The sequence below is a fragment of the Thermopolyspora flexuosa genome (genome assembly GCF_006716785.1).
In the GTDB taxonomy this organism is placed as follows: domain Bacteria; phylum Actinomycetota; class Actinomycetes; order Streptosporangiales; family Streptosporangiaceae; genus Thermopolyspora; species Thermopolyspora flexuosa.
Genome location: NZ_VFPQ01000001.1, coordinates 2,145,065 through 2,160,881, shown reverse-complemented (window position 1 = coordinate 2,160,881; position 15,817 = coordinate 2,145,065). Strand labels below are relative to the sequence as shown.

Here is a 15,817-nt window from a genome sequence, read left to right as displayed (position 1 = left end):
GCGCGCGATCTTCGCCCTGTCAATGAGGTCAGAAAACACTGCCTGGTCACCGGGTTTCGGTCCGTCTAATGTCCATAGGTGAGGGCATTCGTATAAGGCGAGGGACGAATGGCTGAAACCGGGACGTCAAACGGCGGCCCTCCTTCGCGGCGCCTGGGCATGTTCGCGAAGGTTTGGCCGCCCCGCATCTTGGCGGAGCTGAGGGAGGAAAGACGCAAACTACACGAAGAGCGTAAGAGGTTCCTGGACGATCTCCGGAGTGTCGTCGATGACGTGACCAGAGTCACCATCGAGATGCGGGCGACGACCGACGACGCCCTGCGGAGAGTAGGACAGGCGATCACGAGACTGGAGAACACGGCCGAACCCCACCCCTGCATGGGCGAGCGTCTCTGCATTGAGCTGCTGCACTACTGGAAGATCGACAGGAACTGGAATGCGAACGCCGCCAGAAGTCTCGAGGCGCTCGCCAAGAACGGGAAGGGCGATCTGGCGCAATGGGGTGCAAAAGTACTCCTAAGCGGCGACACGATAGATGCCCGCGGAACCATCGGTCCGCTGCTCAAACAGCTGGCGAACAACGCATTGTCTTCGCCCCAGAAAAACGGCACAACTCCGCCGGCTGAGGACCGCGAGAACCCTGAATGAGAACGGACGGCGGCACCTGACGCACCCGCATACATCGTCATTCGGCGCACCCTGGATCACAACGCAGTACGGCTCAACGCCGCCGGTTTTCGTCCCGGTTCTGCGCGGCGGCGATTATCCTCGTCTCCTAAGTGATCTCGATGGGCCGCAGTGCAGTGCGTGCCCGGAGGCGAGGAGAGGATGCCCCGGACGACTCAGCTTCGGATTTACACGGTGCGTGACGGGCTGCTGGATGAGTGGGCCGCGAAGTGGCGGGAACTCATCGTTCCCCTGCGGCTGAAGTTCGGCTTCGAGATCCAGGGCGCCTGGCTCGACCGCGAGCGCAACCGGTTCATCTGGGTGATCTCCTATGACGGGCCGGAGGGCTTCGCCGAGCGCAACAGGCAGTACTGGTCCTCTCCCGAGCGGGAGAGCATGAACCTCGACCCGGACGACTACCTTGTGGAGACCGAGGTCCGAGAGGTCGAAACCGTCATCTGATCAGGACTTCACCGGAAGCAGATGGCGGCGACGCTCGTCTTCGGTGAGTGACCGGAAGACGCGAGTGCGAGCGATCGCCTGCAACCGGCCGAAGTCCGGTGTCACCGGCCAGATGCGAGCGGTGCCGTCGAAGGAGGAGCTGAGCAGGAGCCGTCCGTCGGATGACCAGCCGACCGACATCACCCTGTTCTGATGCACGCCGCTTACCACGATCTCTTCACGGGTGGCCGCGTCCCAGATCCGTACGGTCCGGTCCTCCCCGCCGGTGGCGATCCGGGAGCCGTCTGGTGACCATGCGACGGCCCGCACCCGGCCCTCGTGACCGCGCAGCACCCCGACAGGCCGCCCGGTGGCGACATCCCAGATACGGGCCGTCCAGTCGGCCGCGCCGGTGACGACATACCGCTCGTCGGGCGACCATGAGACGGCGTCGACCCAGTTCTCGTGCCCGCGCAACACCGTGAGCTGCTCGCCCGTGCTCACCTCCCAGATCCGACAGGTCCGGTCGTCCGACACGGATCCGATCATGCGGCCGCTCGGCGACCACGCGACGCCGCCCACCCAGTCCTGATGGCCGGTCAGCACCCCGGCCAGGCCGGCGGTGCTCACATCCCAGATACGGATCGTACGGTCGTGACCACCCGTGGCGACCCGCGACCCGTCCGGCGACCAGGCGACGGCCTCGACGACCGACCCTTCATGGTCGAGAACCACCACACCGGAGGTTCCCCAGATTCTCGCGGTCCCGTCCCGGGAACCGGTCACGACCTGCGACCCGTCCGGCGACCAGGCGACCGCATAGATGCGGTCGGCGTGACGGGTGTCGAGGGCACGGCCGAGCGGAAATGCCGGGGCTCCCGTGTCGGCATCCCAAAACCGCAGTACCCCGTCATCGTCGACCGTGGCCACGAGGAGGCCGTCCGGTGACCAGGCGGCCTGGTTCATCGGCCGGCTGAGACCGCCGAACAGCACCTTCTCGGCACCCCTGGGCTGGACGTCCCAGATACGCCCCGTGCCGTCCGCCGACCCGGTGGCGATCCGGGAACCGTCCGGCGACCAGGTGACGCCCCATACTGTCTCGTCGTGGCCCCGCAGGACCGCGAGCGGTGTGGCGTCGTCGGCGTCGAAGACGCGGGCCGTGCGATCCGCGGACGCCGAGGCGATGCGCCGCCCGTCGGGTGACCAGGCGACGTTCCACACCGGATCGGTGTGGCCGCGGATGAGCAGGCGCTGCCGTCCGGTCGCCGAGTCCCAGACACGGATGGTGAGGTCCCCGGAGGATGTGGCGATGCGGGTCCCGTCCGGTGACCAGGCGACGCCCTCCACGAAGTCGGTGTGGCCCTCCAGCGTCAGCGACGGTGCGCCCGTGGTGACGTCCCACACGATCACCGTGCGGTCGTGGGAGGCGGTGGCGAGCCTCCCATCGGCCGACCAGGCGATCCCGTAGATATTGCCACGGTGTCCGCGCAGCTCGTGAGTGATCTCACCGCTCGCGACGTCCCAGATGCGGACGACCCTGTCGCGCGAACCCGCCGCCACGTACCGGCCGTCGTGTGACCAGGCGACCGCGCACACGATGTCCCGGGCACCGGTCAGGACGCCGACCTGCCGACCGCTGGCGACGTCCCACAGCCGGACCGTCTGGTCGCGGGACGCGGTGGCGACATGGGTGGAGTCGGGCGACCAGGCGAGCATCTCGACCATGCCCTCGTGCCCGGCCAGCACCCGCTCGCAATGTCCGGTCTCGGCGTCGAAGATGCGCGCCGTACCGTCCCGGGACGCGGTCCCGATGCGGTTGCCGTCCGGCGACCAGGCGAGGTCGCGGACGGCGTCGGTGTGCCCGGCCAGAACCAGACGCAGGTGGCTGAATGCCAGGGCGCTCATCAGCGCACGTTGCGCCGCCGGGGTTTCGGCGCATTCGCCGAGTGCCGCCAGCGACAGCAGGATCGAGAGTTCCGGGTACCGCTCGGCGTTCGCCAGCACGTAACGGCCGATGCCGTCCGAGACCCGGCGCACGAATGCCAGATCACGGCGCAGCGAGGCATCGACGAGTTCCCGCACCGGCTCGGACGCCTGTCCGGCCTCTTCCAGGGCGGCCAGCCACCGCTGTGCGAGAGCCAGGCGCTCCCCGGTGAGCAGGTAGTCCTCGCTGCGTCCGGACTGTTGCCAGTCGGCCGCCCACCGCTCCAGCTCCGCACGGCGCCGCAACTGCTCGATCCGGGTCTCGACCTCCTGACGCAGTGGGGGCCACAGCCGGAACAGCGCCTCGTGCGCGACCTGGGCGTACGGCCTGCCGTTCTCGCTGCCGGTGACCAGCAGTCTGGCGTCGACGAACGCGTCCACCACGCGGCGTTCCCGCTCGGTCAGCTCGGCTAGCGGGACCCGGCGCCGGGCGGCCTCCTGTCCTTCGATGGTGACGAACTTGAGCAGCACCGCGAAGATCGCACCCGGCTCCTCTTCCTCGCGCAGTTCGGCCAGGACCTGATCGGCCTGACGGGACAATGCACCCGCCACTCCCCCAAGCGCCCGGTATCGCTCCTGGGTGACCTCACCCCCGGGACCAACGGCGAAGTACGCCTCCTGCAGCAGGTAGGCCAGCAGCGGCAGGGCGTCGCTACTGCCGACCTCGTCCACGATGATCTCGGGCAGCCCTGGGGCGAACGTCATGTTCACGAGTTCGCCTGGCCTCTGGATGATCTGAAGCATCTCGGCACGGCCCACCGCGCCGATCGCCAGCGGGTTCTGGAACAGCTCTGCGTGTGCCGTCTCCAGCAGGTCCTTGAGGAACTCGATGCGGATCGTGCCGATCACCGACAGCCGGGCATCGTGGGCGACGGCTTGCGCAAGGATGTCCAGGAACATGGCCCGGTCGCGTTCACCGGCCAAGGTGACGAGCTCCTCGAACTGGTCGACGACGAGCAGCATGCGCCGGAACCGTTGCCCCGTCTTGGCACGGATCTCGTTGAGCAGCGCCGGCAGCATGTCGGGTGATTTGCGTAGCCGCCGGGAGATCGCCGCCTCGTCCGGGCCGGCGCCCGCCTGCGACAAAACCCGGGCCAGGGCGCCTAACGGGTTTGTGCCCGGCGTCATCGCCGGCAGGATCACCCAGCGGCGGGCACGCAGCCGCGGCACCACGCCGGCCTGTACGAGCGAGGACTTGCCGCTCCCGGAGGAGCCGACCAGGGAGACGAACCGGTCCGCGGGCCGGGAGGTGGACGTGCTCAGCCGACGCAGCAGATCGGCTATCTGTGCCTCGCGGCCGAAGAACACCGCGGCCTCGTCCTCGGTGTAGGCGTCGAGCCCGGGATACGGGGGCCGTGCCGCGTCCCATGAGCGCCGAGGCGGGGGCGGGCTTTCCAGCCGGTAGGCCGCCACGTGCCCGACGACCAGCAGGACAATGAGCACGCCGATGCCGGGTGCCGCGACCTGCTGCAGCACGTTGAGCCAGGCCGGTGCGTCCTCGGCTTCGGTGGCGTAGTTGGTGACGATGCCCAGCAGGCTCGCCACCAGGACCAGCAGAACCTGTAACAGAAGCGCCAGATGCCGACGAAGTCTCATGCGGTCACTGCACCGGCCGTTGACACCTCAAGTACTCCTAACCGCACGTAATACACGCAAAATCAATTAACAACAGTCGTGACGACAGGTGGCCCCGGTGATCCCACGATCCTCTTTGCCAGGGCGTACAAGGCCTCCGACCCGGGCATGATTCGTGCACCACACGATCAACCTTAGCCAATTCAGGTGGCCCGACCGTCGACAACGGTGGATTTCGTTCTCCCCGCACAAAAGGAGCCCCTGGCGGGCGAGGCAACCTCGATCCAACGCCCGCCAGGGACCGTGACGTCGCAAGCAAGGGCTCTGACCGAAAATCCGTAACCGTTCCGACCGGAATGCACACGGGCGCCCGGAACAAATTGCGCGTCTTACCGGCAGATTCGGATCACACGTACCCGAACTGCTCCAACCGGTACCGGGCCACGTCGATCTCCTTCGGGCTGAACAGGTCGGCGAACCGTTCCTGGATGACCAGGGCCTCGACGGTGAGGTCGAGGCGGCCGCGTTCCCACAGGGCGGCGAAGCCGTCGGAGACCGCCGGGGCGGAGAGCAGCTTGCGCGCGGTGGCGACGGCGCCGTACTCGGAAAGCATGCTGCGGAAGTAGGTGGCGTGGTAGTTCACCTCGTCCTTGGCCCGCGTGTAGATCTCCCACATCGCCTTCTCGAACTCGGCCTCGGACGACCCCGCCGCGGTGACGGGCTCCTCCGGCTCCTCGGCGGCCGCCCTCGTCTCGGCCGGCGTCTCCCCGGCGGCGCTCCTGTTGCGTCGCTCCGCGTAGCCGAGCAGGGCGTCGACCGAGGTGAAGACCTCGTACCCGAGCTCCTCGAGCCTGGGCAGGTCGGCCGCCTCCGGGTCGAGCTCGAGTACCACCGGCTTGCCCTGGCCGGGCTGGAGCCCGTGGGGCCAGAACGCCTCGGCGACCGCGAGCGCCCGGCCGGTGACCGGGTCGGCGATCTCGCTGTCGAGCTGGGGCTCGGCGTAGCCGAGGCGGGTCAGCTCCTCCACCATCGCCTTGATCTGGGCGGCGCGCACGTCGTCCTGCTCGTCCGCGATGACCACGACGCGCTCGAGCGAGGGCGCCTCGGCCGCGGCGACGCCGTCGCGCAGCCCGGTGAGGAACTCCTGGGCGGCCTTGGCAAGCAGCTCGCGCCGGGCGGCGAGGAAGTCGAGGTACCGCTCGGGCCGCCACAGGTCGGGGTCGTCGGGGATCCACTGCGAGGCGAGGACGCCGGGATGCATCCTCTCGGCCTCGGCGAGGTACTCCTGGAGCGGCCGCCGGCCGACCTTCTGGCCGATGTCCTCGAACAGGGCGAAGTTGTCCCGGTCGCCGTCCTGGGTGAGGAAGCAGAAGTTCGCCACCGCGTTGACCTGGCCCCGGTCGAAGCCGGCCCGGTACAGCAGCTGCTTGGGGAAGATGTGGCGCATCTCGAGCGGGGCCTGGCCGCCCGACCGGGTGACACCGAGCCGCAGGCCGGTCCCGAGATCGCGGGCGCCGGTGACCCGGGTGAGCATGTAGAGCAGCGGGTAGAACCGCGAGCCCCGGGTGGAGCCCTCGAAGTCGTGCGGATTGATCTCCAGGTTGCCGCCGCGCCACCGCTGCAGGGCGGCGATGAGCCCGTCGATGCCCGCCCGCTCCGCGGTCTCGTAGTCCTTGGCGAGCTGGGTCTCGGTCGAACCGGCGAAGCGGCCCCACAGCGCCGAGTGCACGTACCAGAAGAGCACGCGGTCCCGCTGCGCGGCGTCGGTGAACCGCCCGCCGGGGGTGAGGTGGAGCAGGCGGGAGATGACCGGGAACGCGTAGCGGCCCATGAGGACCTGGTCGTGGTCGAGGCCCAGGCGCGCGGACACCGTGTCGAGCGTGTAATCGATGTAGCCGACCGCCTGGTTCAGCGCGGTCTCGAAGGCCTCGGCCGAGACGGAATCGAGGGCGGTGAACACGGCGCGGCCGGTGGCCACCGCCGTGATGTTGCGCAGCAGCCAGTCGAGCGAGAAGTTGAACCCGGCCTCCTTCCACCGGGCCAGGTGGTCGCGCATCGTCTGGCGGGCGGGCGGCCACTGGGCGCAGATCTTCGCCAGCGCGAGGTCACCCTTCGACAGCGCGGTGCCGCCGGAGTTCACCCGGTTGAAGATGTCGACGACGACGTCGACGTCCTTGTCCGGGCCTGCGATCTTCTCCTCGTGGAATTCCCGGTTGAGGATGTTGCGCAGCCGGTTGAGACGGTCCAGATAGACCGGGAGCTTGTCCGGAAAGTGTTCGCTGAATTCCTTGATGAAGGGCGGCAGTCCCTCGGTGAACAGCCGGGTCACGTCGACCCAGCGGACGTCGTCCCGCATCTTGGTGGGGGTGTAGAACTCGAAGGACTCGTCCTCGACGTTGAACCGCAGACCGGTGAACGCCGATTTGTCCCCCTCGAAGAACGCGGGCGGGCGCCCGCGGATCACCCCGTACAGCGAGGTGATGCGCTGCTGGCCGTCGAGCAGCAACAGGCGGACGCCGCCGTCCGCGGAACCGCCGCGGACCGAGGTATCGGTGGGCACCGTCTCCCACAGCAGCAGCCCGCCCACCGGATAGTCCCGGTACAGCGAGCGCATCAGCCCGCGAACCTGGTCCCGGTTCCACACGTATCCGCGCTGGAACTCGGGAAGCAGGACCGTTCCGTTATCGATTTGGTTGAGGAGAACCGAAAGAGTCGACACCTTGTGCTCCCCGGGGAATGGCGGTCACGCTCCGACCGCTTAATCTACGCACGGCACCCGGCATTTCACCGGCGGTCAGCCGAGAACGCCGGAAATGAACGGGCTCGGCCGTCCGTGCCAGGACACGTACAGCTCCTCGCGGGCGCGGGTGCACGCCACGAACAGCAGGCACCGTTCCCGCTGCAGATCTTGGGTGTGGGTGAGCTCGTCCTCCTCGGCCGGGGTGACCGCGTTCGGAGCGGGCACCTGGTGCTCGCCGACCCCGACGACGGCCACGCATCGGAACTCCAGGCCCTTCATCCGGTGCATGGTCCCGGCCCGGACCACCCGGTCGGCGTCGGAGGACCGCGCCAGCGACCCGGCCGGGATCCCGGCGGCCTTGAGCGCGGCCACGGCCGCGTCGGCGAGCATGTTCGACCGGGCCGCGACGCCGATCTCCTCGGGGGCGACGCCCGCGTCGAGCCACTCGCGCACCTTGCGGCACAGCGCGTCGAGCTCGTCCTTCTGCACGGCGAAGCCGACTAGCCGCGGCGGCGGCCCGTGCACCTCGGACCGGTACCCGGCGACCGTGTCGAGGCCGCCGTCCATGTCGTCGATCGGCTCGCCCTGCAGCATGCCGAGGCTCCAGGCGAGGATCTCGGCGGTGGTCCGGTAGTTGATGGTGAGCCGGGTGGACCGCCCGGCGACCCGTACGCCGACGTCGCGCAGCGAGACGCGGTTGTTGTAGATGCGCTGGTGGGTGTCGCCGGCGATGAACAGGTCGTCGGGCCCTTCCGCGACCGCGGCGCGCAGCAGCCGCCACTGCACCGGGTGGAGGTCCTGGGCCTCGTCGACCACGATGTGCCGGTACGGCTTGTCCGCGCGCTCGTTCAGCAGCCGGGTGGCCTCGACGCAGATGGTCTCGTGGGTCCACAGCCGCCGCCGCTTGAGTTCCTCCTGGAACTCCCACACGGCCTGCCAGAGCTGGGCCTTCTGCCGGGTGCCGAGGCGGCGGCCGCGGCCCGCGCGCTTCGCCTCCAGGTACTCGGCGGCGCTGCCGATCTGCTGGGCGAGGATGACGTGCCGCCACTCCTCGGCGAGGAAGGTCTCGGTGAACGGCAGGCCGAGGTGCCGGATGATGCGCCGCCAGATCGCCTTCTCCTCGGCGTCCCGCAGGATGGCGGGCCGGCCGTGCCGTTCGGCGAAGATCTGGTACGAGAGCTGGTCGACGTGCCGCACCTGGATGCGGTCGAGCACCTCGGCGGAGTCGGCCAGCAGCTTGAGCCCGGCCTCGAGGGAGGCGGACAGCGTCGAGGTGAACGTGGTCACCAGCACCGGCCCGGCGCCGCGGACGGCGAGCTGGTGGGCACGGTGCAGGGCGACGACCGTCTTGCCCGTCCCGGGCCCGCCGGTGACCCGCGCCGCCCCGGAGTAGGTGGCGTGCGCGATCCGGTGCTGGGTCGGATGCAGGTATATACGCCACAGCGCGAACGGGTGCCGGAAGATCTCCATGAGCTCCTCCGGCCCGTCCACAAGCACGACCCGCTCGGGAGTGCGGGCCACGGCCGCGGCGATGTCCTCGGTGTCGTACGGCTCGGTCGCCTCGGCCACCCCGAGCTCCGCCCACACCTCCTCCGGAGTGAGTCCGGCGGCGAGGCCGTACAGCGCATCCCACTGGTTCTGCGGCAGGAACGCCTGCGCGGCCTCGAGCTGGGCGACGTCGGTGAGGACGCGGGCGAGGGCAAGGGTCTGCTCGTCGATGCCGAGCCGCTTCAGGTCGGCGTCGCTGATGTCGTCGAACAGCCGCCGGGGCGCCTTATCAGCGGTCTCGACGAGCCGTGGCAGGGCCTCGTCGATCGCCACCACGTCCCGGAGCTCGATGCGCCCGGTGACGGGGTTCACCGTGACGCGGTGCCGCTGGGCCCAGTCGTACGCGTCGTCGTGCGGCAGGACCCGCAGCAGCGTGTAGAAGTCACCGCTGTCGGGGGCGAGCACGACGCCGCGCCAGAACTTGTCGATCCGGATCGTGCGGAACCGGGGATCACGCGGGTTGTTGAGCTTCTCCAGGTGGAGCCCGGCGTGGGTGTGGTGCTCGAACTTGGTGAAGACGTCGATCACACGGTCCTGCACGGAGCGTTCCAGCCTGGCGAACTCGCGCAGGAACTCCCGGTGGATTCCGAGCCTGGCCACGTCAGCCCTCACCCTCCAGCCCGTCGAGGATCTCCTTCACCCGGTGCAGGTTGGGGTTGTCCGGGCCGCTCCGCCGTTCCAGGTCGGGCAGCAGCTCGCGGAAGGTGCGGGCGGCGCCGGCGCGGTCGCCGGAGCCGAGCTGCAGCAGCCCGATCTGCCGCCGCAGCTCGAGGATGCGGTCCTCGTCGACGCCGTACCGCTTCTCGTCCTCCAGCAGGCCGGTGAGCTGGGTGAGGGCGAGGGAGGTCTCGCCGGCCGCGGCGTGGCAGTTGGCCTCCATGAGGCGGAACCGCAGCACGAGGCTGTCGTCGGGCCCTTCGCGCTCGGCGAGGTCCTCGGCGAGCCGCCGGAACTCGGGGGCGGCCCGGCGGTAGTCGCCGCCGAGGAAGAGCACGTCGGCGTACTCGATCCGCAGGTCGATCACGCCGGCGTCGTGCGCGCCGAAGGCCCGGGTGGCGGGCTCGACGACCCGGGCCAGCACCTCCGCCGCCTGGCTGAACCGGGCCTCCCCCTTGAGATCCTTGGCCTCCTGCATCGCCAGCTCGATGTCGGTACGGCCGATCGAGGGGGTGGGGGTGGTGGGCTCGGCGGTACGGCTCCGCGGCGGCACCGGCCGCGGAGGCGGCGGCGTCTCGACAGCGGACCTCCCCGACGCGGCGAGCGGCGGCAGCACAGAGGTGTACATGCGTGCCGGGCTGCGCCGGGACTGGTCGACGAAGCCGGGCAGCGGCGGCAGCTCGCGGCAGAAGCCGACGAGATGGTCGTAGACGGTGGCGGCGTCGGGCGGACGCCGGTCCGGGGTCTTCTCCAGCAGCCACAGCACGAGCCGTTCCAGCTCCTCGGGCACGTCCGGGCGGCGCTTGCGCGGCGGGGTCGGTGGCGCGTCGAGGTGCCGGCGCATGGACGCGAGCGGGGTCGGGGCGGAGAACTGGTTGCGGCCGGTGAGCATCTCGTCGAGCACGACACCGAGCGAGTACAGGTCGCTCTGCGGGCTGGTGGTGCCGCTGAGCGCCTGCTCGGGCGCCATGTACTCGGGGGTGCCGATCGCCGTGCCGGTCGCGGTGATCTTGGTCGCGTCGGGCGTGAGCGCGGCGGCCACGCCGAAGTCGAGCACCTTCACCGAGCCGTCGGGGCAGATCATGAGGTTGGACGGCTTGAGGTCGCGGTGCACGAGCGAGTTGGCGTGCGCGGCGGCGAGCACGCTGCACACCTGCGCGGCGATGGCGGCCGCCCAGGGCACCGGGAGGGGCTCCACCTCGGCGATGAGATCGGAGACCGAGCACCCCTCGATCTGCTGCATGACGAGATACAGCTTGTCCTCGTGCGTGCCGCAGTCGTAGACGACGGGGACGCCCGGATGGTTCATCCGGGCGGTGATCCGTGATTCCCGGACGAAGCGGCGGGTCAGTTCGTCGTCGGCCCGGCCGTCGGACAACCGGTCGATCCGGATGAACTTGATGGCGATGGGACGGTCCAGGCGTTTGTCGTAGCCGAACCACACCTCGCCCATGCCGCCCCGCCGCCGCGACGTGGGATCCAGTTCATACCGACCGGCAATCGTTGTCCGCCTCGTCACGGCAGTGACCCACTCTCCCCCAGACAACAGGCGCTCTTTACAGAACCCTCTATGATCATGGCCCCGGTTGCAGTTCGCCAAGAACGATTCCGTCACGGATTCGTTCCGCCAGACCGTGGCCGTCGGCCGACAGCCGGGCCAGCGCCGCCTCGAACTCCTCCAGCCGCCGGAACGCCTCGCCGTACCGGCGCTGGTCGGCGATGGGCAGCCGCGGTACCCGGGCCCGCCGCAGGTCGACCCGCTGGCCGCGGGAGGACAGGGCCGAGCCGGGCGGCGCGGTCAGGCGCAGGAACCCGGCGAGGAAGTACGGGTCGAAGGCCCTTGGGTCGGCGCGCACGAGGTACAGGTGCGGGCCGAGCAGCACCTCCTCCTCCACCACCCGTGCGGTGACGCCCCGGGCGATCACCGGGATCACGATGTCCCCGGCACGGGCGACCACGGCACCAGGCTCGGCCGTACCGGTGCCGGTGGGGCCGCGGCCCACCACGACGTCTTTGGCGGTGAGCACCGGCCGGTCGCCCGCGTCGGCCCGCATCCGCATCGGGGTCTGCTCCAGCCGGACGGCCCCGGCGCGGGCGAGCTCGCCGAGGGTGGTCATGGTCAGCTCGCGGGTCCGGGCGCTTACGGTGGGTAGCAGCTCGGCGATGCCGGCGCCGAGGGCGGCGAGCTCGGCGCGGGCCCGCTCCAGGTCCGCCACCGGGGCCGGGGGCGGGGGCGGTGCGGGCAGGTGCCGCGCCGGGGTGAGATCGACCTCGTCGTCGAGCAGCTCGACCACCGGTACGGCCCGGGCCGCGCCGGTCGGCGCCTCCTCGTGCAGGAACGACCGCCAGGTGGGCACGACCTGGTCGAGGGCGCAGGCGGCGAGCAGTACCCGTGGCGGCACCTCGTCGTCGGCCCCGGGACGGCGCAGCACCCACAGGTGGGGTGCCGCCGCCGAGTGCGGGGCGGCGCCGGGCGGCAGCGCGATCACGCCGCGCAGGGTGCCGGTGCGCAGCAGCCGGGACCGGATGCGCCGCCCGGAGCGGCGGGACGCGGCCGCCGCGGGCATGAGGACGACGGCGTGCCCGCCGGGCCGCAGGTGGGCGAGGCAGTGCTGTACCCAGGCGAGCTCGGGCTCGCCGCGCGGCGGCAGGCCGTGCAGCCAGCGCGGGTCGTTGGTGAGCTCGTCGTGCCCCCAGGCGCGTTCGCCGAACGGCGGGATGCAGAGCACGCCGTCCGCCTCGGCCCCGCGGAACGCGTCCCGGGTGAGCGCGTCGCCGGGCCGTACGTCGTGCTCGCCCGCCCTGGCGGCGGCGAGGCGGGCGGCGGCCAGGCGGGCGAGCGCCGGGTCGCGTTCCTGGCCGAGCAGCCGTTCGGCGCGGGGCGCGGCGGCGAGCAGCAGCGGGCCGAATCCGCACAGCGGGTCCAGCACGGTACGGCACGGCCCGAGCAGCTCGGCCATCACCGGGGCGACCTCGGGCTCGACGCTCTGCGGGCGGCGCGGTTGGGCCTCCGCGTACCTGCGGCAGAGGAACTCGACGGTGGCGGCATCGCCGCGATCGGCCGCGAGCTCGCCGACGGCGCGCAGCAGGGGCAGCGGGGTGTCGGCGAGGTCCGGTGGCAGTGCGTCGCGGAGCTCGGCGTCACCTGCCTGCTGAAGCCTGCGGTGGCCGACCGCGACGAGCGCGGCGGCGAGGGCCGCGACGAGGCCGAGCGGGTCGGCGTCGCCCGCGGCGTTCCGGATCCGGTGCCACACCCGCTCGTCCTCGGGCAGGTGGACCGGTTTCCCCTGGCCGCGCAGCCACGCCTCGACCTCGGCCATGGAGAACAGCGGGTTGGACGGCGTGCCGCCGACCGGCCGCGGGAAGTCCGGGAACCGGCGGCGCCAGTTGCTGACCGCGGTCCGCCCCACGCCGGCGAGCCGGGCGATGTCGGCCGCGGCGACCCTGGCCTCCCCTGTCATCACGTGTCCTCCGCCTGATCCCTCCGCACGGCTAGCGCAGCCGCTGCAGCACTCCGGTGGCGCGCAGCCGGTCGATGTGCTCGGCGGCCCGGAGCGGCGCGGTGCCGCCGCGTACGATCACTCCGGCCTCGATGTTCCGGGAGACCCCCGCCGGGGTGAGGTTGGCGCTCGACACCCACAGCGCCCGCGCGTCGGCGACGGCGAGCTTGGCGTGCATCCGCGCCCCGCCGTCCCCGTCCGCCCCGTTGCCGCTCCCGGCCCGCCGCCCGGCCGGCCAGTGCCACAGCTCGATGCCGGTGACCTCGGCGAACGCGGCCGCGGGCTCGGCCCCGGCGAGCGCAGACCCGGCCCCCTGCAGCGTCTCGACCACCACCCGCACGGTGACGCCCCGGCCGACCGCCGCCGCGAGCGCGTCGAGCAGCGGCCGGTACGGCACGGCCGCGTACGTCATCAGCGTCAGCTCCCGGGACGCCTCGCCGACGAGCTCGACGAGCGCGCTCGCGGTGGCCCGAACGGGCACCTCCAGGGTCCGCGGCCCGCTCCACACCATCTCCACCCGCACCGGGTCGGCGGCCTGGGCCCGCCCCGCGGCGATCCCGCGCAGGTAGGCGGCGAGCTCGGCCGACGACACCGTACCGGCGGGCACGGCGTCGAGCACGGCCGCCGCGGCCCGGCCGAACCCGGGCCGCGGCACCGCGGCGAGGATCCCCTCACGCGGCCAGCCCTGCTCGATGCGGTCGGCGAGCACCAGCAGGTCCCCCGGGTCGAGGGGCGCGACCGCGGCGGCGACCGCCTCCTCCACGTCCCGGCGTCGTCTCACGGCAGCTCGGGGAAGAGCGCGAGCTTCGGCTCGTCTCCGATCGGCACGATGAACCGCCGGTCGAGGTACCGGTTGCCGCGCTCGCACGTGGTCTCCGAGACGAACAGGCACACGTGGCAGGCGGCCCCGTGGAGGAAGTCCTCCGGCGCCTGCGGCAGCCGTTCCGCGCACAGCGGGTCGGAGGAGCAGTGCCGGGCGTCCCGCAGCGCCCTGCGGGTGATCTCGACGAGCCGGTCGGGCTCGGCGAGCGAGACGAGCCCGCCCAGGGTGCCCTCGGCGTCGGGGACCGCCGTGTAGATGAGGATGCCGCTGCGCGGATCGTCCGGGGTGCCCGCGTAGATGCGCTCCGTCAGGCTCGCCGAGCTGTACCCGCACTCCAGCGCGATGGTGCGGATCAGCAGGTGCGACAGGGTGTGCAGGGCGTAGTACCTCGGCCCGGGCCAGCCGCGTTCGGGGTCGAACGGGCCTTGGATGCGGGTGGAGAAGCGGTGCTTGCGGAACCGGATGTACGCCTCGCGGTGCTCGCGCACCGCGACCGACTCGGCGACCCGGTCCTCCCATTCGCGAAGCAGGTCCTCCGGCAGCCGCAGGAAGATGCCCTCGCCGCGCACCTCGGTGGCGGGCAGCCACTGCGGGCTGCCCCGGGTGACCGGCGCCCGGGTGACCAGATCCGGGTCGTCGGGGTCGGGCGCGTCCAGCCGGGTGAACCCGATCAGCGTGCGCACCTCGCGCAGCCGCTCGGCCTGCACCACGTCGGCGTAGATGCCGCGCAGCGCGGCCGGGATCTCGGTGAGCCGGCGGACGGCGAAGTCGTCGTTCTCCTCGGGCAGCGGATGGCCGGTGAACGCCTCCCATTCGGGGGTCCGCAGGTCGGGGTAGCCGCCGGAGGAGGCGTCCGTGCCGCCCTCGCGCCGCGCCTTGAGCCGCTCGACCGCCTCCCAGATCTCGTCGTCGCTCCACTTGGCGAGCTCACGGAAGGCGCCGACGTTCTCCCGCGCCCACGGGTACATCGACTTCGGCAAGGGCTCCAGCGCCTTCCAGTGTTTCTCGACCGTCGCCTCCACCGCCCGCGCCCCGCTCTGCGGTACGGCGAGCGCGGACAGCGTCTGCGGGAACCACTGGTTCGAGGCGCCGACGACGAGCACGTACAGCTGCCGGTCGCAGCCGCCCTCGGCGAACCACGACAGGTGGGGGTGCCGCCCCCGGCAGCGGGGCAGCCGCACCAGGTTCCGGTCCCCCATCCACTCGCGGATGTTGCGCTGGGCCTCGCAGTTCATGCACTTGATCGCGACGTTCGCGCCGAGGTTGCCACCGCGGTCGTTCATCTCCAGCGTGGGGTGGCTCACCTTGGGGCACGGCTGGCCGCGGTGCACGAACTCGACGTACGGGAAGTCGTCGAGGTGCCCGGCCGTGCAGGCGAGCACGAAGCGGGCGGCGACGGCGAGCGGCTTGCGCCCCTTGCGCTTGCGGCCGCAGTTCTCGTGGAAGAACCGGGCCTCGTGCGGCTTGCGCGGCTTGTCGTTCTCGAAGCCGAAGACCTTCGAGTCGATCGGGGCGAGCAGGTTGCAGGCGGTGCAGCGCATCCAGCTCGGGAACGGCAGGGTGGGCACGCCGACCCGGGACGCCGGCCCGGCCGGGTTCTGGTCGAGCCCGGCGAGCCACGGCGCGGGCCGCAGCTCCTTCACCTGCCGGAAGTCGAGGTACTCCGGCTCCCCCTTGCGGTACGGGAGGGACTGCACGGCGGCGAGCAGGCGCGGCTCGACGAGCGGCTCCCAGCCGTGCGCCCCGTCGTACCGCCACTCGTCCAGGCCCTTGACGAGCACGGAGAAGTTCGGCAGGTCGACGAGCGCCCCCACCCCGCTGGTGAACATGAGGTGGCTGGGCCGTACCGAGCCGACGCGGGTGCGGTATTTCTCGCTCGCCATC

Annotated in this window: 9 protein-coding genes; 2 read left to right on the top strand and 7 right to left on the bottom strand. The window is 71.3% G+C overall.

The window, feature by feature from the left end; all coding sequences use genetic code 11:
- Positions 1-108: 108 nt before the first annotated feature.
- Both FHX40_RS09110 and FHX40_RS09105 read left to right on the top strand, forming a co-directional pair.
- The gene (locus FHX40_RS09110) at positions 109-648 is read left to right on the top strand and encodes a hypothetical protein (protein WP_142259204.1); all 540 of its coding nucleotides are present in this window, start codon (positions 109-111) and stop codon (positions 646-648) included.
- 213 nt (positions 649-861) lie between these two features.
- Positions 862-1,128, top strand: a complete 267-nt coding sequence (locus tag FHX40_RS09105) for an NIPSNAP family containing protein (protein WP_229789126.1) — start codon at positions 862-864, stop codon at positions 1,126-1,128.
- Here FHX40_RS09105 and FHX40_RS09100 read toward each other — a convergent pair whose 3' ends face one another.
- The 7 genes from FHX40_RS09100 to drmB form a co-directional block, all read right to left on the bottom strand.
- Positions 1,129-4,686, bottom strand: coding sequence for a WD40 repeat domain-containing protein (locus FHX40_RS09100; RefSeq protein ID WP_142259202.1), 3,558 nt, complete (start codon positions 4,684-4,686; stop codon positions 1,129-1,131).
- 385 nt (positions 4,687-5,071) lie between these two features.
- Complete coding sequence (locus tag FHX40_RS09095) at positions 5,072-7,384, bottom strand: GmrSD restriction endonuclease domain-containing protein (protein WP_142259201.1); 2,313 nt, start codon at positions 7,382-7,384, stop codon at positions 5,072-5,074.
- A 75-nt stretch (positions 7,385-7,459) separates the two neighbouring features.
- On the bottom strand, positions 7,460-9,553 hold the full coding sequence (locus FHX40_RS09090) for a UvrD-helicase domain-containing protein (protein ID WP_142259200.1): 2,094 nt from the start codon (positions 9,551-9,553) through the stop codon (positions 7,460-7,462).
- A gap of 1 nt (position 9,554) precedes the next feature.
- Positions 9,555-11,063 carry a serine/threonine-protein kinase gene (locus FHX40_RS09085; protein ID WP_142259199.1) on the bottom strand — a complete coding sequence of 503 codons (1,509 nt, stop codon included), beginning with the start codon at positions 11,061-11,063 and terminating at the stop codon, positions 9,555-9,557.
- A 121-nt stretch (positions 11,064-11,184) separates the two neighbouring features.
- Positions 11,185-13,071 carry an N-6 DNA methylase gene (locus FHX40_RS09080; RefSeq protein WP_142259198.1) on the bottom strand — a complete coding sequence of 629 codons (1,887 nt, stop codon included), beginning with the start codon at positions 13,069-13,071 and terminating at the stop codon, positions 11,185-11,187.
- A 31-nt stretch (positions 13,072-13,102) separates the two neighbouring features.
- A complete protein-coding gene (gene drmC, locus FHX40_RS09075) occupies positions 13,103-13,891 on the bottom strand; it encodes a DISARM system phospholipase D-like protein DrmC (RefSeq protein WP_142259197.1) in 789 nt (262 codons plus the stop codon).
- Positions 13,888-15,816, bottom strand: coding sequence for a DUF1998 domain-containing protein (drmB, locus tag FHX40_RS09070; protein ID WP_142259196.1), 1,929 nt, complete (start codon positions 15,814-15,816; stop codon positions 13,888-13,890). Before drmB ends, drmC begins: the two co-directional genes overlap by 4 nt.
- Between the last annotated feature and the right edge of the window lies 1 nt (position 15,817).

Excerpts from the sequence above, each read along its gene's own strand:
- FHX40_RS09110 (WP_142259204.1), top strand. The coding sequence starts at position 109 with ATGGCTGAAACCGGGACGTCAAACGGCGGCCCTCCTTCGCGGCGCCTG.
- FHX40_RS09100 (WP_142259202.1), bottom strand. The coding sequence starts at position 4,686 with ATGAGACTTCGTCGGCATCTGGCGCTTCTGTTACAGGTTCTGCTGGTC.
- FHX40_RS09085 (WP_142259199.1), bottom strand. The coding sequence starts at position 11,063 with ATGGGCGAGGTGTGGTTCGGCTACGACAAACGCCTGGACCGTCCCATC.
- FHX40_RS09080 (WP_142259198.1), bottom strand. The coding sequence starts at position 13,071 with ATGACAGGGGAGGCCAGGGTCGCCGCGGCCGACATCGCCCGGCTCGCC.
- drmB (WP_142259196.1), bottom strand. The coding sequence starts at position 15,816 with ATGGCGAGCGAGAAATACCGCACCCGCGTCGGCTCGGTACGGCCCAGC.